Below are 17,764 nucleotides of genomic sequence, written 5' to 3'. Positions count from 1 at the left end.
CCTGAGCCGCCTCTTCGGTCCCTGAGCCTGTCGAAGGGCTACAACGCCTTCGCCGCCGCGACGAGCACCTGGTTGAGCGTGGGCGCACCCGTCGCACGGAACACCTCGGTGCCGTCGTCGGCCGTGATGATCACGGTCGGGGTGGAACGGATGCCGTCGGCCTCCGCCTCCGCCGACCGGAAGGCGACGTCGCGCTCCTCGACGACGGCGCCGGCCACGAGCGCCGGGACCTCGGCCAGGACGGCGCGAGCCTGCATGCAGGGGGCGCAGAACGCGGAGGTGTACAGGGTGAGCTTCACGTCTCGTCCAACGCGAGCCGGCGGTCGACCATTCCGCTTCGGTCGCCAGATCCTGGGGGAGTTGTCAATCGTCCACGCGATCACGGGTTGATGGACCAGGATGGGCGTCATGAGAATCGCAGTGACGGGAGGCTCGGGCAAGCTCGGGCGAACAGTGGTCGGCCACCTTCGGGAGCACGGTCACCTGGTGATCAACCTCGACCAGGCGGGAGAGCGCGGCGACGGCTTCGTCCGCATCGACCTGCGTGACGCAGGCCAGGTGTTCGACGCCCTCACCGGTGTCGACGAGCAGGCGCCCGACGGGTTCGACGCGGTCGTCCACCTGAGCGCCATCCCCGCGCCGGGGCTCTCGACGAACACCGCGACCTTCCAGAACAACATCCTCAGCACGTACAACGTGTTCAACGCCGCCATCAAGGCCGGCATCACGAACATCGTCACGGCGTCGAGCGAGACCGTCCTCGGGCTGCCGTTCGACACCCCGCCGCCCTACATACCCGTCGACGAGGCCTACGCCGCCCGACCCGAGTCGACGTACTCGCTCTCGAAGCACCTCGAGGAACAGCTCGCGATCGAGCTCACGCGGTGGCACCCCGAGCTCAAGATCATCGCCCTCCGCTTCTCCAACGTGATGGACGAGGCCGACTACGCGGCGTTCCCGTCGTTCGACGCCGACGCCACCCTCCGCAAGTGGAACCTCTGGGGCTACATCGACGGCCGTGACGGTGCCCAGGCGGTGCGGCTCGCGCTCGAGCACCAGGCCACCGGGTTCGACCGGTTCATCATCGCGGCCGCCGACACGGTCATGTCGCGCGACAACGTCGAGCTCGTCGCGGAGGTCTTCCCGGACGTGCCCGTCAACGGCGACATCGCCGGCAACGGGACGCTGCTCTCGATCGACCACGCCCGCGAGGTCCTCGGGTACAACCCGAAGCACAGCTGGCGAGACACGGTCGCCCCGGCCTGACCCACGTGTGGTTCTTTCCCTAACTCAGGAAGCGCCCGGTGTGTCGCCCGGCTCCTCCGATGGGCCGCGTCGACACGCCGACGGCGTCCTGAGTTAGGGAGAACAGAATGGATCGGTGTGGTTGGGGTGTCAGGGGAGTGAGGAGCTCACGGGACGGAGCGACTCGGGTCAGAGGGTGTCGTTGAGCTTCGCGAGGAGTTCGGCGAGGCGCCTCACCTCGGCCTCGTCCCAGGACGAGAGCTGCTGATAGAGCATCGCCTGGTCGCTGGCCTTCGTCGAGTCCATCCGACGCTGGCCCTCGGGCGTCGCGACGACGAGGCTCGCCCGTCCGTCCTCGGGATCGGGGGTCCTGGTCACGAGGCCGAGCTCCTCCAGCTGGTGGATGAGGCGACTCACCGCGCTCTTGTCCGTCGCGAGCATCTCGGCGAGAGCCCCTGCCCGGACGGCTCCGGAGCGCGAGACCATGCTGAGCAGCTTGTAGCCGGCCGGCTGGAGCCCGGGGGAGATCCGCTCGGCCCGGTCGCGGATGCCGTTGCGGATGCGGTTGATGAGGAGCGCGAACTGCTCCTCCACGGCACCGATCGCGAGGTCGTGCGCGGTGCCGGCCGCTGCGTCGTCGTCGGCAGCGGCCGGCCCGGCCTGGGCGTCGTGATCGATGGACATCGTTCGCATTGTACGGACTAGCGGCCGTGGCGGGGGCTGTGCGCCTCGGCCTCCGAGCCGCTGTCGGCGTCGGCGGTCTCGTCCCGTCCTCGCTCGAGTCGGGTGTCCGCCTCGCCACCGATCATGGCCTCGGCCACGTCGAGGGCACCGGTCGCGAACGACTGGGTCGACGTGGACCCGGTGGCGGTCGAGACGGAACCGGTGGCCGCGCCGACCAGGGCGGGCTCCCCGGTGCCCTGCTCGGCCATGCGCTGCACGGCGTTCTTCGACCCGAGCTTCTTGTTCGGCAGGAAGATCACGGCGATGATCGTCAGGATCGCGAGCGGCGCGGCGACGAGGAAGATGTCGGCCACCGCGTCACCGTAGACGGACTCGATGATGGTCCGCACCGACTCCGGCAGCGTGCTCACCTTCGGGATCGTGCCGCTCGAGAGCGTCTCGGCGATCTTGGCGCCGGGGGCACCGAGCGCTACGATGGCCGCCTGCAGGTCGTCCTGCCGGTCGGAGAGCATGTCGGTGACCTTCGTCGCGAGCACCGAGCCCATGACCGAGACGCCGATCGTGCCGCCGAGGCTGCGGAAGAACGCGACACCCGCGCTCGCCGTACCCAGTTGCTGCGGCAGGACGTCGTTCTGGACCACGAGCACGAGGTTCTGCATGACCATGCCGACGCCGGCGCCGAGGACGAACATGTACACGGAGACGAGCAGGTAGTTCGAGTCGTAGTGGATCGTGCTCATGAGGAACAGGCCGACGGTGAGGAGGATCGAACCGACGATGAGGTACGGCTTCCAGTGGCCGAAGCGGGAGATGAACTGCCCGACCACGATCGAGGCGATGAGGAGGCCGCCGATCATCGGGAGCGTCAGCAGGCCCGACTCGGTCGGCGTCGCCCCACGCGCCAGCTGCATGTACTGGCTGAGGAACACCGAGGTGCCGAACATGGCCACACCCACCGAGATGCTCGCGATCACCGCGAGGGTGAAGGTGCGGTTCTTGAACAGCGACATCGGGATGATCGGCTCGTCGACCTTGATCTCGACGATGACCGCCGCTGCGAGCAGGAGGACGGAGATGCCCACCATGACGAGCGTCGTGAAGCTCGCCCACTCGAACTGCGTCCCGGCCAGGGTGACCCAGATGAGCAGCAGCGAGACGCCGCCGGCGATGAGGGCGGCGCCGAGGTAGTCGATCTTGACCTTGCCGACGTTCCGCTTCGGGAGGTGGAGCGTGCGCTGCAGGAGGAAGATCGCGGCGATCGCGAAGGGGACGCCGACGAAGAAGTTCCAGCGCCAGCCGAGCGAGTCGGTGAGGAGGCCGCCGAAGAGAGGGCCGCCGACCGTGCCGACCGCCATGACCGCGCCGAAGAGGCCCATGTACCGGCCACGCTCACGCGGGCTGATGATGTCGGCCATGATGATCTGGCTGAGCGCCGTGAGACCACCGGCGCCGAGGCCCTGCAGGACGCGGAAGCCGATGAGCGTGCCGGTGTCCTGGGAGAAGCCCGCGAGCGCCGAGCCGAGGACGAAGACGCCGAGGGCCAGCTGGATGAGCAGCTTGCGGTTGAAGAGGTCGGCGAACTTGCCCCAGATGGGCGTCGAGACGGTGGTGGCGAGCAGGGTGGCCGTGACGACCCAGGTGAACGCCGTCTGGTCGCCGTTCAGGTCGGAGATGATCCGGGGGAGGGAGGTCGAGACGACGGTTCCGGCGAGGATCGACACGAACATGCCGAGGAGGAGGCCCGAGAGGGCCTCGAGCACCTGGCGATGCGTCATGCCGTTGTCCGCGCGAGCGGGCGTGGCGGGTGTTGAGGTGGTGTGTGACATGGGCTCCGCGATCGTGATGACGTCAGCTAGTTGATATGCGTCAACTATATGAGAAGTAGTTGATCAGTGTCAACCAATCACGACGGCGGGGTATTCCCGTGGCCCTTCGACAGGCTCATGGACCGGGGCGGGGCGGCACGGGGACCTGGGCTGGGCGGCTCAGGGACCGGGGCGGGGCGGCACGGGGACCGGGGAGGGGCGCGTCGGGGAGCGGACGGGTGGCTCGCGGACCGGTCAGGGGCGGCTCGGGGAGCGGATGGAGCCGCTCCCCGAGCCTGCCGAGGGGCCGGGTCAGCGCCGAGCCGTGACGTCCTTGAGCTTTCCGTTCGCGATGTGCAGACGACGCTCGGCGCGCTTGGCGACCGCGGTGTCGTGCGTGACCACCACGACCGTGAGTCCGCGGTCCCGCCACAGGCCCTCGAGGAGGTCCATGATCTCGTCGCGGGTCTCCTCGTCGAGGTTGCCGGTCGGTTCGTCGGCGAGCAGCACTTCGGGCTCCTTGACGAGCGCACGGGCGATCGCGACCCGCTGCTGCTGCCCGCCCGACAGCTCAGCCGGGAGGTGCGAACCCCGCTCGGCGAGTCCGACGGACGCGAGCGCCGCCCGAGCCCTGGTCTCGCGTTCGGCCCGAGGGGTGCCGATCGGGACCAGGGCCATCTCGACGTTCTCCTGTGCCGTGAGCGTCGGGATGAGGTTGAACCCCTGGAACACGAAGCCGATCTCCGTGGCGCGGATCCTGCCGAGCTTCGTCTCGCTGAGCGTCGAGAGGTCGTCGCCGGCGAGTGAGATGCTGCCGGCGGTCGGTCGGTCCAGCGCGCCGAGCATCTGGAGGAGTGTCGACTTGCCGCCGCCGGTCGGGCCCTGGATGGCGACGAGCTGTCCGTCGGGGATCTCGAGGTCGACGCCGTCGAGCGCCGTGACGGAGCGCTTCGCCTGGCGGTACTGCTTGGTGAGGCCGGTGATCGTGTACATGGGGTCCTTCGTTCTGCTGGTCGGAGTGAGGAGTCGGACCGCCGGATGGTCGCGGGGGAGACGACCACCCGGCGGCGTCTGGTGCGTCGCCTAGGCGACGGAACGGAGCGCCTCGGCCGGGCGCAGCCGTGAGGCGCGCCACCCTCCGATGGCACCCGCGAGCAGCCCGCCGAGGATGGCGATCCCGACGGCGATGACGATGATCCACACGGTCACGGGGGCCTGCAGGACGATGTCGGTGGTGGTCGCGGCCGCAGCGCCCGGGGCACCGCCGAACCCACCGGCCGATCCAGCCGCCGCGTCCGACGGCATGCCCGCGGCACCGCCGGGTCCGCCGAGTCCGCCACCGGCCGAGGTCGTCGCCGCCGCGCTGAGCGTCGGTGCGACGAGGTTCACGACGAGGATGCCGACGAGGCCGACCGCGACGCCGACGGCACCGCCGATGAGCGACTGTACGACGGACTCACCCGCGACCTGGCCGACGATGCGCCGGTCGCTCCAGCCGATCGCCTTGAGCGTGCCGAACTCACGGGTGCGGCGCGTGACGCCGGAGATCGTGAACAGGATCGCGATGAGGAACGCGGCGGCGAGCACGATGAGCGACAGCCAGGTGCCGAGGTTCGACACGAGCGTCGACGCCGAGGCGAGCGAGCCGGACACGGTGGACGCGAGGTCCTCCTGGGTGCTCACCGTCGCGTCGGGCAGTGCCGTCTCGATGTCCGTCTGCACCTGCGTGATGTCGGTCGACGAGGCGGCCTGCACGTACACGTCGCTGACCTGGCCGTCGAGGCCTGCAAGCGTCTGCGCGACGTCGAGGGGATGTAGACGTTCGAGGCGGTCGTGGCGTCGGCTCCGGAGGCGGTCACCGTGCCGACCACGCTGAACGTGGTGCCCGCGATGTCGATCGTGTCGCCGGTGGCGATCCCCGCCTCGGTCGCGTAGGAGGCGTCGAGGACGGCGACGTCCGAGCCCGCGTCGTCGGCTGCGAGCGAGCGACCGTCGCTGAGGGTGACGGCCGAGAGTGGCCCGACGGCGTCACCCGAGGGGTCGAGACCGAGGACCGTGAAGGAGTCGACGCCGAAGGAGCTCCCGCCTGCGCCATCCGGACCCCCCTGCGGCGGGGTCGCACCGGACGCGTCACCGCCGGGCACGCCTGCCGACCCATCGGATCCCTGCGCCTGGGAGAAGTCGGGCAGCTCGCCCGTGAAGGTCGTGTTCGTGAGCGACAGGGTGGCTGCGGCGGCTTCGACGTTGGCGACGTCGGTGATCGTGTCGAGCGCCGTCGCGTCGAAGGTCGACGTGCCGCGCGCCGCCTCGAGCCGCGACTGGTTGACGGTCGTCGTGCCGTCGCTCGTCGATCCGTCGCCCGAGCCGAAGTCGAAGTTCTGGCCGGGGCCGCCGCCCTCCGTCGGCGCTTCGGCGGCTTGACTCACCGTGATGTCCGTTCCGACCCCGTAGACGGATTCCAGCACCGACGCCTGCGCCGTCTTCACACCGGCTGCGACCGAGTTGACGATGATCACGAGGGCGATGGCGAGCGCCATCCCGATGGCGATGATGATGGTCTGTTTGCGACGACCGACGAGTTCCCGCCGGAGATAGGTTCCGAACATGTCTGTGTTTCCTTCTGCTCTGGTGCACGTGTCGGCGTCCCCGTTGCGCGACGCCGACGATCCGCACGTCGCGGATGACTTGGACCGGACGCTACGGAGGCCCGCTTGGCCTGCGCCTCGGCGACGCTATGAATCGGCCCAGGCCGCTACGGAGGCTTCGCCGGCTCGGGAAGGGCACAGCATCCGTCTGGTCGGTTCATAGACAGCTCATAGGGCGGCGGCGAATACTGAAGCCGTGAACATCCCGACCCAGGCGCCCGGTGCCGCGCGAAGCGCACTCAAACGGGCCGACGGCACCGCCGTCCGCGTGCTCGTCGTCGACGACGAAGCGACGCTCACGGACCTCTTGCAGATGGCCCTGCGCTACGAGGGCTGGGAGATCCGGACCGCCGCCGACGGCCGCGAGGCCCTCGCGACCGCCCGCGACTTCCGCCCGGACGCCATCGTGCTCGACATTATGCTGCCCGACCTGGACGGCCTGCAGGTGCTGAACCGCCTGCGGACCTCGGGGAGCGACGTCCCCGTGCTGTTCCTCACCGCCAAGGACTCGCTCGACGACCGCATCGCCGGCCTCACCGCCGGCGGCGACGACTACGTGACGAAGCCCTTCAGCCTCGAGGAGGTCGTCGCCCGGCTGCGCGGGCTCATCCGCCGCTCGACGCTCCTGGCCGCCGACGAGTCCGGCCCGGACATCGTGGTCGGCGACCTCGTGCTCAACGAGGACAGCCACGAGGTGACGCGCGACGGCGAGCCCATCGAACTCACCGCGACCGAGTTCGAGCTGCTGCGGTTCCTCATGCGGAATCCGCGCCGGGTGCTGAGCAAGGCCCAGATCCTCGACCGGGTGTGGAGCTACGACTTCGGTGGTCGTGCGAGCGTCGTCGAGATCTACATCTCGTATCTGCGGAAGAAGATCGACGCCGGACGCGAGCCCATGATCCACACCGTGCGCGGCGCCGGCTACATGTTGAAGATCCCGACGGTCGGTTCGTGACCACGAGCGCCCCCGTCACCGACCCGGCAGCGACGACCACCGGCTCCACCCACCCCAAGCGCGCTCCGTGGACGCTCCGTCGACGCCTCATGGTCGTCGTCGTCGGCCTCCTCGCCCTCGGCAGCGCCGTCGTCGGTGTCGCGAGCGCGGTGGCGGTGAGCGGCCTCCTCACCGAGGGCGTCGACAACCAGCTCACGAAGGCCGCCGAGCGGATCGTCGACTACGGTCGCAACGGTCAACTCCCCACACCGGAGTCCATCCCCGACGCGATCCCGGACGGCTACGGCGGTGGCTCGGGCACGCGCGAGCCGCCCGCCTTCATCGGCGCTCCGGGCCTCGGCCCCGGCGCACTCGGGGCGATCGTCGTCGACGGCACCATCGTCAGCGCCGGATACCTCAACGCCGACGGCAGCACGGTCCCGTGCACCGAGAGCCAGGACGCGATGATCCTCACGGTGTCGGCCGGTGACCGACCGTCGACCATCAACCTCGGGGAGCACCTCGGCGACTACCGCGTCGTCGCCGTCACCGACGCGAGCGGCGCGACGAGGATCATCGGGCTTCCGCTCGCCGAGGTCGCGTCGACGGTCATGCAGCTCGTCACACTGATCGCGATCATGAGCGTCGTGGTCCTGCTGCTCGCCGGGCTGGCGGCGTTCGCGATCGTGCGGTACTCGCTCCGCCCGCTCGACCGGGTCGTCGCGACGGCCGCGGTCGTCGCCGAGCTGCCCCTCGACCGCGGTGAGGTGGCGCTCGCCGTCCGGGTACCGGAGTCGGACACCGACCCGCGCACCGAGGTCGGACGCGTCGGATCGGCGATCAACCGCATGCTCGGGCACGTCTCGTCCGCGCTAAACGCCCGGCAGGCGAGCGAGAACAAGGTGCGCCGGTTCGTCTCGGACGCGAGCCACGAGCTCCGGACCCCGCTGGCGTCCATCGCCGGATACTCGGAACTCGCCGCACGGAAGTCGGACACGCTGCCGGAGGACGTCACCCACTCCCTCGGCCGGATCCGGTCCGAGGCCGGTCGCATGACCACGATCGTCGAAGACCTGCTGCTGCTGGCGCGGTTGGACGAGGGACGCGAACTCGCGAAGCGCCCCGTCGACCTCACCGAACTGGTCATCCACACCGTCGGCGACGCCCATGTCGCCGGGCCGGACCACGTGTTCGAGCTCGACTTCCCCGAGGAGCCCGTCCTCGTCACGGGTGACGCGTCCCGACTGCAACAGGTGATCGTCAACCTGCTGGCGAACGCGCGGACCCACACGCCCGCCGGGACGACCGTGCGGACGGGACTGGCGGTCGAGAGCGGTCCTGCGGGCGAGATCGCCGTACTGACCGTGTCGGACGACGGCCCCGGCATCGAACCTGCGCTGCAGCCCAACCTCTTCGAGCGCTTCGTCCGCGGTGACGACTCCCGGTCCCGGGCCACCGGGAGCACCGGCCTCGGCCTCGCGATCGTGCACGCCGTCGTGACCGCGCACCACGGCACCGTCAGGTGCGAGAGCGCACCAGGGCGGACGGTGTTCCGTGTCGAGCTGCCGGCCGTCGCCACCCCGGACGTCCTCGTCCCGACGGCGGAGTGATCCGTGCGGCCGGGTAGCGTGGTCCCCATGTGGGTGAAGGTGTGCGGTCTGTCCGAGGCGTCCGATGTCGCTGCGGCGGTGGACGCCGGAGTCGACGCGATCGGCTTCGTCTTCGCGCCGGGGTCGCCCCGTACTGTCGAGCCCGAACGCGTCGCCTCGCTGCTCGCCGACGTCCCGGAGTCGGTGCTGACGGTCGGCGTCTTCCGGCGACAGTCCGTCGAGGAGGTCTCTCGGATCGCCGGTGCTGCCGGGGTGCAGGCCGTGCAGCTCCACGGCGACGAACCACCGGAGGCGTTCCAGGAGCTGCAGGCGATGGGATGGCGGACGCTCCGGGCGACCTCCGCGGTGCACTACGCCTCCGAGAACGCCGCCGAGCGCGCCGCCTACGCCGAGGAGCTGCTGCTCCTCGACGCACCGGACCCGGGTGCCGGGAAGACCTTCGACACGATCGCCCTGGTGGCGAACCCTCCCACCCGCACGTGGATCCTCGCCGGCGGCCTCACATCGGAGAACGTCCAGGGCCTCATCGCGGAGCTCCGGCCCTGGGGGGTCGACGTGTCCAGCGGGGTCGAGTCCTCGCGCGGGGTGAAGTCGCCGGAGCTCATCCGATCGTTCGTACACGCCGCCCGCACCGCCCGGGCCGTCTGAGCGTCTGCGGGACACCCGCTGGTCCGGGAGGTGACCCGCACGCTACATTCGTCGGATGAGGCGGTCGGTCGACCGCGATGACGACAAGGAGCGCCACCACCGTGTTCGACACCATCCTGCTCGCCGCAGACGACAACGGTCGTGCCGCCATCGAGTTCATGAACGCCCCCGCCAACGTCTTCGGCGGCATCATCGGCTACGCCCTGTTCGTCGCCTCCGTCTGGGGGATGTTCGAGAAGTCGGGCCGCTCCGGCTGGACCGCGATCATCCCGATCTACAACTGGTACGTCGTCGTGAAGCTCGCCGGCTTCACGGGCGCGGCGACCATCCTCTACTTCATCCCGCTCGTGAACATCGTGTTCGGATGGATCGTCGGTTGGCACATCGGCAAGCAGTTCGACAAGAGCACGGTGTTCCGGTTCTTCGGGCTCGTCCTGTTCCAGCTCATCGGCTTCTTCATCCTCAGCTACGGCTCGGACCGCTACCTGGGCAAGCAGGCCGACCGCGCCTAGTCGGCGGTCGCCGGGGCCGGACGCTCACCGCGACGGCCAGGCCCACGGCGGCGTCGACAGCAGGCCCTGATCCTCGACGGTCGTCTCGCCGAGCCGCTTCACCAACCGGTGCTCGTGCACCTCGCCGGCCTCGAGCATGGCCTCGATGAGCGGGCGGGCATGGGAGACGACCACGAGCTGCGTGTCGGCGCTCGCCGCGGTGATGAGCCGAGCGAGCTGGGGGAGGAGGTCGCCGTGGAGGCTCGTCTCGGGCTCGTTCAGCACCATGAGCTCGGGCGGGCGAGGGTGAGGAGCGCCGCGACGAGCAGCAGGTAACGGAGCGTGCCGTCGGACAGCTCGCCGGCCGACAGCGGACGGAGCATGCCGGGCTGTTCGAGCTCCAGCCGGAACACCCCGTCGTCGGCGCGCACGCGCAGCACGCTGCCGGGGAACGCGTCGTCGACGGCGGCGTCGAGGCGGTCCCGACCGCCGGACTCGATGATCGTCTGCACCGCGGCGGCGAGGTCCGCGCCGTCGTGCCCGAGCACGGGCGTCCTCGTGCCGACCTGCGGCGCACGTGCCGGGGCCTCGCGGTCGGTCCGGAACTGGTCGTAGAAGCGCCAGCCGCGCACCTGGCCGCGCACGCGGAGGACCTCGGGCGTCGCGTCGGCGTCCGAGAACTCGGTGAGGATGCTCTCCGAGGTGCCGAGCGTTCGACCGATCGGACGCCACGACCCGTCGCGGACCCGGACCACCGGACCATGTCGGTCGACGAGCAGGCTGCTCGGTTTGGCCAGTGCGCCGGCGAAGATCTGCTCCCGCTTGATCTCGGGGTCGCGGCCGAACAGCGTCGTGGACGGTTGCGGGATCCCGAGGTCGACGAGATACCCCAGCGTGTCCGTCGCGAATCCGAGTCGCAGGCTGATCGGACCCGAGCGGCGCGTGCCCTGGACCGGGACGGAGCCGTCGACCATGGCCCGACTCACGTGCTCGGGGCCGGCCCAGAGCGTCGAGGAGAGCCCGCCGTCGCGGGCGAGGGATCCGACGACGTCGCCGTCGCCCGCACTCGCGAGGAGTCGGAGTGCCCGGTAGAGGTTGGACTTGCCGGTGCCGTTCGCGCCGGTCACGACGTCGAGGCCGTGCAGCGGCAGCACGGTGTCTCGGATGGACCGGTAGCCGGAGATGGCGAGCGTCTGGATCATGGCTCCATGGTGCCGGTCTCCTCGGACATCCGGACCGGCGGGCCTGAGCGCCCGGTGCACGCCGGTCGGAACGGGGTCGGGGGTGTGTTATGGTTGTGGAAACCAAAGACCGCCGGTCATTGTCGCGTGCAAACGAGGCAATCGAAGGTTCTCATGACGAGACGTCCAGCGCAGGTGTATGAAGATCTGATCGAGGCTCGCCTCTCCCCAGCTCCGTGCGCTTGCGCCGGAGCTTTTTTCATGCCCGAACCCTTCACCGGCCCGGCGGTTGGTGTGTGCGGCCTCCGCTGCACGCATACAAGATTCGAAAAGGAGTGGCCATGGCGAACAAGGAAGCCTCGGTTGCCGAACTCACGGAGAAGTTCCAGAGCTCGACCGCCGTTCTGCTGACCGAGTACCGCGGCCTCACTGTTGCTCAGCTCAAGAACCTGCGCAAGAGCATCAGTGCGGACGCAACCTACGCCGTGGTGAAGAACACGCTGACCAAGATCGCGGCGAACAACGCCGGCATCTCGTCGTTCGACGACGAGCTCGCCGGTCCGTCCGCTATCGCATTCGTGCACGGTGACCCGGTCACCGTCGCGAAGGCTCTTCGTGACTTCGCCAAGGCAAACCCTCTCCTCGTGGTCAAGGGCGGTTACTTCGACGGTAACCCGCTGACCGCTGAAGAAGTCGGCAAGCTCGCCGACCTCGAGTCCCGTGAAGTGCTGCTGGCAAAGCTTGCCGGCGCCGTCAAGGCCTCGCTGTTCGGAGCTGCCTACCTCTTCAACGCACCGCTCTCGAAGGCCGTTCGCACGGTCGAGGCGCTGCGCGAGAAGCAGGAGTCCGCGGCCGAGTAATTCGGTTCCGCGAACAATCAACCCCGTACCTGTCCGCCGCGTGATGCGGTTGCAGGGCATGAAACAAGGAGAACAATCATGGCAAAGCTGTCAAACGAAGAACTGATCAACGCGTTCAAGGAGCTCACGCTCATCGAGCTCAGCGAGTTCGTCAAGCTGTTCGAGGAGACCTTCGAGGTCACCGCTGCTGCTCCCGTCGCCGTCGCCGGCCCGGCTGCTGCTGGCGCTGCTGTTGAAGAGGTCGAAGAGAAGACCGACTTCGACGTCATCCTCGAGGCTGCTGGCGACAAGAAGATCCAGGTCATCAAGACGGTCCGCGAGCTCACCTCGCTCGGCCTCGGCGAGGCCAAGGCTCTCGTCGACGGCGCTCCGGCTGCCGTCCTCGAAGGCGCCAACAAGGAAGCCGCTGACAAGGCGAAGGAAGCCCTCGAGGCTGCCGGCGCCACCGTCACGCTCAAGTAGTCGGTCCCCTGCGGGGGACAACCACTGGGCTGGCGACCGACTCCGGTCGGTCGCCGCTGACGATCGCGGATCTTCCTGAGACGAGTGCAGCATGCACTCGGCAGAGACATCCGTGATCGGAGGGCATCGCCCCCGATTCGTTCGGGAGCGGTGCCCTCCGTCAGTTAACCGGAGGGCTCGCGATTCGTCGCGTCACTCCATACGGACACGGATGCTCTGCACCCGTCGACGACGTTCGTCGACGGTTCACGCAGGTATCCGCGTCGTCGTCCCGCTCCGTGTGAGCGTGGGCCGTCGGTGCGGTGCCCGAATCGGGAGAACCCACCACCATGAACAGCCACGCACGCTGGCGTGCAACCATCACCTGGATCCGAGCCCAGCTCGCATCCGCCTTCACCGAGTCGGAACGGGCGAGCGACGCCCACCCGCCCGATCCGCGGGTCAGCCAGTCCTTCACCACCTGGATGCGCTGACCCTCGGACCACTCCTTCCCCAACTCAGGAACACCGCGGCGTGTCGCCTCGGACGCCCGGCGCTGCCGGGCGACACGCCGTCGACCTCCTGAGTTGGGGTAGAGCTACAGGGAATAGTGCATAGCTTGGCTATGTATACTGGATGGATCATGACCGAGAACCGTACGCATTCACCCCTGCACACCATCCTCGGCGACCTCATCACGGCATCGCACCGGCTCACCCGCCTTGCCGCCCAGGCCACCGGATCCTCCGAATCGCCCGCCGTCTGGCGCACGCTCTCCGTGCTCACCACGGTCGGCCCGGTCCGGGTCGGCGAACTGGCCCGCCAGAGCCGGGTGTCCCAACCCACGATGACGAAGCTCGTACAGAGCCTCGACGAGCGCGACTGGATCAAGCGGATCGCCGACGTCGACGACCATCGCGCGTGGCTCATCGCCATCGCCCCGAAGGGGACGGCCGCTCTCCTCGCCTGGCGCGACGAGCTCACCGACGCCCTGGAGCCGGCCTTCACCGATCTCGAGGACGACGACCTCGCCGCGATCGCCAGGACCGTCGAGATCATCCAGGCTCGCGTGGCCGTCGAGGTCGCGTCGGAGCTGACGGCATGAGCGCCGACACCAGCGCACGCACGTCCTCCACGCCCACGGCGTCGAGCCACGGCCACGGCGCCGGCCACAGTGCCGGCCTCGGCGGCATCCTGCACCAGCCAAAGGCCGTCTGGGCGGTCGCCTTCGCGAGCGTCATCGCGTTCATGGGCATCGGCCTCGTCGACCCGATCCTGCCCGCGATCGCCGAAGACCTCCAGGCGACGCCGACGCAGGCCGAGATGCTCTTCACGAGCTACCTGCTCGTCACCGGTGTGGCCATGCTGTTCACGAGCTGGCTGTCGAGCCGGATCGGTGCCAAGCGCACGCTCCTCATCGGACTCGCACTCGTCGTCCTGTTCGCGCTCCTCGCGGGCCTGTCCGACTCCGTCGGCGCCGTCATCGGTTTCCGGGCCGGCTGGGGCCTTGGCAACGCGCTCTTCATCTCGACGGCACTCGCCACCATCGTCGGAGCGGCAGCTGGCGGTCGCGCCAATGCGATCATCCTGTACGAGGCGGCGCTCGGGCTCGGCATCGCGATCGGACCGCTCCTCGGTGGTCTCCTCGGCGGCATCGGCTGGAAGTGGCCGTTCTTCGGCACCGCGACGCTCATGGCCGTCGGGTTCATCGCGATCGTCACCCTGCTGAAGACCGAGGGGCCGAAGCCCGCGCCGCTCAAGCTGTCCGCGCCGTTCAAGGCGCTCGCGATCCCGTCGCTCGGCATCCTCGCGGCAGCAGCCCTGTTCTACAACATCGGCTTCTTCACGCTGCTCGCGTACTCACCGTTCCCGCTCGGCCTCGATGCGATGGGTCTCGGGTTCACCTTCTTCGGGTGGGGTGTCGCACTGGCGGTCACGAGCGTGTTCGTCGCTCCGCTGCTCACGGCTCGGATGCGTCGCACCTCCGTGATCAAGCTGGTCCTGCCGTTGCTGGCACTGGACCTCGTCGCGGCCGGACTCCTCGTGCAGTCCACCGCCGGCCTCATCGTCTGCATCGTCGTCGGCGGGCTGCTGCTCGGCGTCATGAACACGGTGCTGACCGAGTCGGTCATGGAGGCGACGGACCTGCCGAGCAACGTCGCATCATCGGCCTACTCGTCGGTGCGGTTCCTCGGCGGTGCCATCGCGCCGCCGGCAGCCGCGGAGATCGCGAAGCTCATCTCGCCCGCCGCGCCCTACTACGTGGCCGCCGGCTCGCTCATCGTCGCGGTCCTCATCGTGGTCCTCGGACGCAAGCACCTCGCCCGGGTCGACGGCCCGGTGGAGAGCGAGCTCGACGAGGCCATCGCGATCACCGCAGCCGACGCGAGCTGATCCGACCGGTCACCGCGCCTCATTGACGCGAGCGCGACCCTCCAGGGGTCCGCGCTCACGTCGGTGTGGCGCGCTCGCGTCAGCGCACCGCGCTGGGGAGCGCAGCCGGGTCGTCTACTCGGCGGACTCGGGGCGCGTCGTGGTCTGTCGGATCACCAGACGGGTCGGCCAGTGGACCTCCGACACCGTGGTGCCCGAGCCGCCCGAGTCCGGGGCCTGAGCACGTTGCTCCTCTTCGAGGTCCTGGAGGAGGATCTCGACGGCGTGACGCCCCTGCGCGCGAGGCTCCTGCTCGAAGGTGGTGAGCGCGAACATCTCCGCGTAGGAGTGCCCGTCGATCCCGATGACCGACAGCTCCGCCGGAACGGTGATCCCGAGTCGTCGTGCGGCGATGATGATGCCGATCGCCACCTCGTCCGTCGAGGCGAACACCGCCGTCGGGCGGATCCTCGCGTCCCGCAGCAACTGCGCCGCGGCCTCGTACCCGCCCGGAAGCGAGTGGACGGCGGGCAGGACGTGCACGGCCGAAGTGAGCCCTGCGTCCTCCATCGCTGCGAGGTAGCCGGCCAGGCGCCTGCCGTGCACGGTGTCCGTCTGCAGTTCGGCGTCGTGACCGGTGATGTGGGCGATGCGCGTGTGCCCGAGTGTCATGAGGTGTTCCGTCGCCTCGCGCCCGAGTGCCTGGTCGTCGATGTTGATGGAGTGAGCCCCGCGGATGTTGCCGCCGATCGACACCAGTGGACGGGGGTTGGCGAGCAGGCGCGCGATCTCGTCCTGCGAGGCCTCGATCCCGATCGAGATCATGCCGTCGAAGCGCTTGTTCGTGAGGTAGGCGTCGAAGATCCGATCGCGTTCCGGGGAGTCGGGCGGCAGATGGTGGAGCGTCAGGTCGTAGCCCCGCGCACGGAGGGCTCCCTCGGCGCCTTCCAGGACCTCGCCGAAGTACCAGCGGTTGAGGAACGAGGTGAGGACGCCGATGGCCAGCGTGCGTCCGGTGGACAGACTCGCGGCGATGGGCGAGGCGACGTACCCGATCGTGGCCGCGGCCTGCACGACCCGTTCCCGGGTCTCGGCCGACACGTATCCGCGCCCGGTGAGGGCTCGCGAGGCCGTCGCTTTCGAGACGCCGGCGAGGGCCGCGACATCACTGATGGCACCACTCATGCCGACTCCCTCCGTTGGGTAGCACCACCATAGCGAATCTGGAACAGACCTGGAACTGTCGACTGGAACCGATCCATAACATCTGGAACACGAATGGTCCGCCCAGGCGTGTGATTTTGGTGGGAGCGCTCTCACTGTCTATTTCGTTATGTTCTCGTGCTTGCATCCTGTCGCCGGGTGAAGTACTTTGACGCATGGAAACGGTTCCGCATCCGGACCGATTCCGCACCAGTGCATCATCGGAACGGCTCGACCCTGGAGACGTTCGAACCTGCAGCACTCAATGAGGAGGACACAGATGAGTTTCATTCGGACCCGCCGGACGGCCCTGCCGCTGGCCGTCCTGGCCGTCGCGGGCGTCGCGCTCACCGCTTGTTCAGGCGGATCGGGCAGCAGCGGCGGTGGCGACGACGACAAGACCGTCACCATCTACGGGACGATCGCCGACACCGAGGCGAAGCTGCTCGAGGAGAGCTGGGCCGACTTCGAGAAGGACAGCGGCATCACGATCAAGTACGAGTCCTCCAAGGAGTTCGAGTCGCAGATCGGTATCCGCGCCCAGGGTGGTAACCCGCCCGACCTCGCGATCTTCCCGCAGCCCGGCCTCCTGGCCGACCTCGCCAAGCGCGACTACCTGAAGCCCGCGCCCGACAGCGTCAAGGCGAACATCGAGAAGTACTGGTCGACGGACTGGGCCGCCTACGGCACCGTCAACGACACCGTCTACGGCGCGCCGCTCATGGCGAGCGTCAAGGGCCTCGTCTGGTACCAGCCGGCCAAGTTCAAGGAGTGGGGCGTCGAGGTCCCGAAGACCTGGGACGAGCTGCTCACGCTGACCAAGACCATCCAGGAGAAGACGGGTTCCGCACCCTGGTGCGCCGGCTTCGGCTCCGGCGACGCCTCGGGCTGGCCCGGCACCGACTGGATCGAAGACCTCGTCCTGCGCCAGCAGGGTCCGGACGTCTACGACGACTGGGTGGCCAACAAGGTCAAGTTCACCGACCCGAAGATCAAGGAAGCGTTCGACTCGGTCGGCGAGATCCTCAAGAACCCGGAGTACGTGAACGCGAGCTTCGGCGACGTGTCCTCGATCAACTCGACCGAGTTCGGTGACGTCGCTCCGGCGCTCGCCTCCGGCGCCTGCGCACTGCACCACCAGGCATCGTTCTTCTCCGGCTTCCTCGAGGACGCCGGCGCGACCGTCGCTCCCGACGGTGACGTATGGGCCTTCGTGACCCCCGGCATCAAGGAGGGCGAGACCGCTGTCACCGGTGGTGGCGAGATCGTCGGCGCATTCAGCGACGACGAGAGCACCGTCAAGGTCCAGGAGTACCTCTCGAGCCCTGAGTGGGCGAACAAGCGGGTCAAGCTCGGCGGCGTCATCTCCGCCAACAACGGCCTCGACCCGGCGAACGCCTCGACCCCGATCCTCAGCCAGGCGATCGAGATCCTGCAGGACGAGAAGACCACGTTCCGCTTCGACGCCTCCGACCTGATGCCCGGTGCCGTCGGCGCCGGAACCTTCTGGAAGGGCCTCGTGAACTGGATCAACGGCGACGAGACCGACCAGGTCCTCAAGGACATCGAAGCCGGCTGGCCCTCCAGCGAGTAATCGATATCCGGAACTGCTGCTCGTGAGCGGGAGCGCCGGAGGGTGATCAC

General features: G+C 68.8%; 18 protein-coding genes and 1 pseudogene. 11 read left to right on the top strand and 8 right to left on the bottom strand.

What is annotated here, in order from left to right:
- Positions 1 to 38 precede the first annotated feature (38 nt).
- Positions 39 to 299 carry a hypothetical protein gene (locus tag FGL15_RS04770; RefSeq protein ID WP_064294542.1) on the bottom strand — a complete coding sequence of 87 codons (261 nt, stop codon included), beginning with the start codon at positions 297 to 299 and terminating at the stop codon, positions 39 to 41.
- A 109-nt stretch (positions 300 to 408) separates the two neighbouring features.
- Between FGL15_RS04770 and FGL15_RS04765 the strand changes: the two genes are divergently transcribed.
- Positions 409 to 1,266, top strand: a complete 858-nt coding sequence (locus tag FGL15_RS04765; protein ID WP_138945155.1) for an NAD(P)-dependent oxidoreductase — start codon at positions 409 to 411, stop codon at positions 1,264 to 1,266.
- 168 nt (positions 1,267 to 1,434) lie between these two features.
- On the opposite strand, the gene FGL15_RS04760 is transcribed toward FGL15_RS04765, so the two are convergent.
- The 5 genes from FGL15_RS04760 to FGL15_RS21430 all read right to left on the bottom strand — a co-directional run bounded on the left by FGL15_RS04760 (position 1,435) and on the right by FGL15_RS21430 (position 6,340).
- Positions 1,435 to 1,929, bottom strand: a complete 495-nt coding sequence (locus tag FGL15_RS04760; RefSeq protein ID WP_168223315.1) for a MarR family winged helix-turn-helix transcriptional regulator — start codon at positions 1,927 to 1,929, stop codon at positions 1,435 to 1,437.
- A 17-nt stretch (positions 1,930 to 1,946) separates the two neighbouring features.
- Entirely contained in the window at positions 1,947 to 3,704 is a 1,758-nt protein-coding gene (locus FGL15_RS04755) for an MDR family MFS transporter (protein ID WP_138947201.1), read from the bottom strand.
- Between the two features lie 342 nt (positions 3,705 to 4,046).
- Positions 4,047 to 4,727 (bottom strand): ABC transporter ATP-binding protein, encoded by a 681-nt coding sequence (locus FGL15_RS04750; protein ID WP_138945153.1) that lies wholly within the window; start codon positions 4,725 to 4,727, stop codon positions 4,047 to 4,049.
- Positions 4,728 to 4,817: 90 nt separating this feature from the next.
- On the bottom strand, positions 4,818 to 5,495 hold the full coding sequence (locus FGL15_RS21435) for an ABC transporter permease (RefSeq protein WP_370282067.1): 678 nt from the start codon (positions 5,493 to 5,495) through the stop codon (positions 4,818 to 4,820).
- On the bottom strand, positions 5,414 to 6,340 hold the full coding sequence (locus FGL15_RS21430; RefSeq protein WP_370282065.1) for an ABC transporter permease: 927 nt from the start codon (positions 6,338 to 6,340) through the stop codon (positions 5,414 to 5,416). Before FGL15_RS21430 ends, FGL15_RS21435 begins: the two co-directional genes overlap by 82 nt.
- Positions 6,341 to 6,575: 235 nt before the next feature.
- Here FGL15_RS21430 and FGL15_RS04740 point away from each other — a divergent pair, with 235 nt between their 5' ends.
- From FGL15_RS04740 to FGL15_RS04725, 4 genes are all read left to right on the top strand, one after another.
- Complete coding sequence (locus tag FGL15_RS04740) at positions 6,576 to 7,334, top strand: response regulator transcription factor (protein WP_123539744.1); 759 nt, start codon at positions 6,576 to 6,578, stop codon at positions 7,332 to 7,334.
- Entirely contained in the window at positions 7,331 to 8,923 is a 1,593-nt protein-coding gene (locus tag FGL15_RS04735; RefSeq protein WP_138945152.1) for a cell wall metabolism sensor histidine kinase WalK, read from the top strand. Before FGL15_RS04740 ends, FGL15_RS04735 begins: the two co-directional genes overlap by 4 nt.
- 27 nt (positions 8,924 to 8,950) lie before the next feature.
- Positions 8,951 to 9,571 carry a phosphoribosylanthranilate isomerase gene (locus FGL15_RS04730; RefSeq protein WP_138945151.1) on the top strand — a complete coding sequence of 207 codons (621 nt, stop codon included), beginning with the start codon at positions 8,951 to 8,953 and terminating at the stop codon, positions 9,569 to 9,571.
- Positions 9,572 to 9,672: 101 nt separating this feature from the next.
- The gene (locus tag FGL15_RS04725; RefSeq protein ID WP_138945150.1) at positions 9,673 to 10,083 is read left to right on the top strand and encodes a DUF5684 domain-containing protein; all 411 of its coding nucleotides are present in this window, start codon (positions 9,673 to 9,675) and stop codon (positions 10,081 to 10,083) included.
- Between the two features lie 24 nt (positions 10,084 to 10,107).
- Here FGL15_RS04725 and FGL15_RS04720 read toward each other — a convergent pair.
- Positions 10,108 to 11,264: pseudogene (locus tag FGL15_RS04720) on the bottom strand (AAA family ATPase).
- A gap of 320 nt (positions 11,265 to 11,584) precedes the next feature.
- Between FGL15_RS04720 and rplJ the strand changes: the two are divergent.
- The 5 genes from rplJ to FGL15_RS04700 all read left to right on the top strand — a co-directional run bounded on the left by rplJ (position 11,585) and on the right by FGL15_RS04700 (position 14,938).
- Positions 11,585 to 12,103 carry a 50S ribosomal protein L10 gene (gene rplJ, locus FGL15_RS04715; protein ID WP_079706724.1) on the top strand — a complete coding sequence of 173 codons (519 nt, stop codon included), beginning with the start codon at positions 11,585 to 11,587 and terminating at the stop codon, positions 12,101 to 12,103.
- Positions 12,104 to 12,181: 78 nt separating this feature from the next.
- Positions 12,182 to 12,565: a 50S ribosomal protein L7/L12 gene (gene rplL, locus FGL15_RS04710; protein ID WP_056014124.1), complete on the top strand. Its 384-nt coding sequence runs from the start codon at positions 12,182 to 12,184 to the stop codon at positions 12,563 to 12,565.
- A 329-nt stretch (positions 12,566 to 12,894) separates the two neighbouring features.
- Positions 12,895 to 13,038 carry a hypothetical protein gene (locus FGL15_RS20210; protein WP_168223314.1) on the top strand — a complete coding sequence of 48 codons (144 nt, stop codon included), beginning with the start codon at positions 12,895 to 12,897 and terminating at the stop codon, positions 13,036 to 13,038.
- A 149-nt stretch (positions 13,039 to 13,187) separates the two neighbouring features.
- Positions 13,188 to 13,649 (top strand): MarR family winged helix-turn-helix transcriptional regulator, encoded by a 462-nt coding sequence (locus FGL15_RS04705; RefSeq protein WP_064294532.1) that lies wholly within the window; start codon positions 13,188 to 13,190, stop codon positions 13,647 to 13,649.
- Positions 13,646 to 14,938 carry an MFS transporter gene (locus FGL15_RS04700; RefSeq protein WP_138945149.1) on the top strand — a complete coding sequence of 431 codons (1,293 nt, stop codon included), beginning with the start codon at positions 13,646 to 13,648 and terminating at the stop codon, positions 14,936 to 14,938. Before FGL15_RS04705 ends, FGL15_RS04700 begins: the two co-directional genes overlap by 4 nt.
- A 114-nt stretch (positions 14,939 to 15,052) precedes the next feature.
- On the opposite strand, the gene FGL15_RS04695 is transcribed toward FGL15_RS04700, so the two are convergent.
- Entirely contained in the window at positions 15,053 to 16,102 is a 1,050-nt protein-coding gene (locus tag FGL15_RS04695; RefSeq protein WP_138945148.1) for a LacI family DNA-binding transcriptional regulator, read from the bottom strand.
- A 298-nt stretch (positions 16,103 to 16,400) separates the two neighbouring features.
- Here FGL15_RS04695 and FGL15_RS04690 point away from each other — a divergent pair, with 298 nt between their 5' ends.
- Positions 16,401 to 17,714 (top strand): ABC transporter substrate-binding protein, encoded by a 1,314-nt coding sequence (locus FGL15_RS04690; protein ID WP_137243883.1) that lies wholly within the window; start codon positions 16,401 to 16,403, stop codon positions 17,712 to 17,714.
- Positions 17,715 to 17,764: the final 50 nt, after the last annotated feature.

The sequence above is a fragment of the Plantibacter sp. M259 genome, from assembly GCF_006065115.1.
Taxonomy (GTDB): Bacteria; Actinomycetota; Actinomycetes; order Actinomycetales; family Microbacteriaceae; genus Plantibacter; species Plantibacter auratus.
This window is presented reverse-complemented; position numbering and strand designations above follow the sequence as displayed.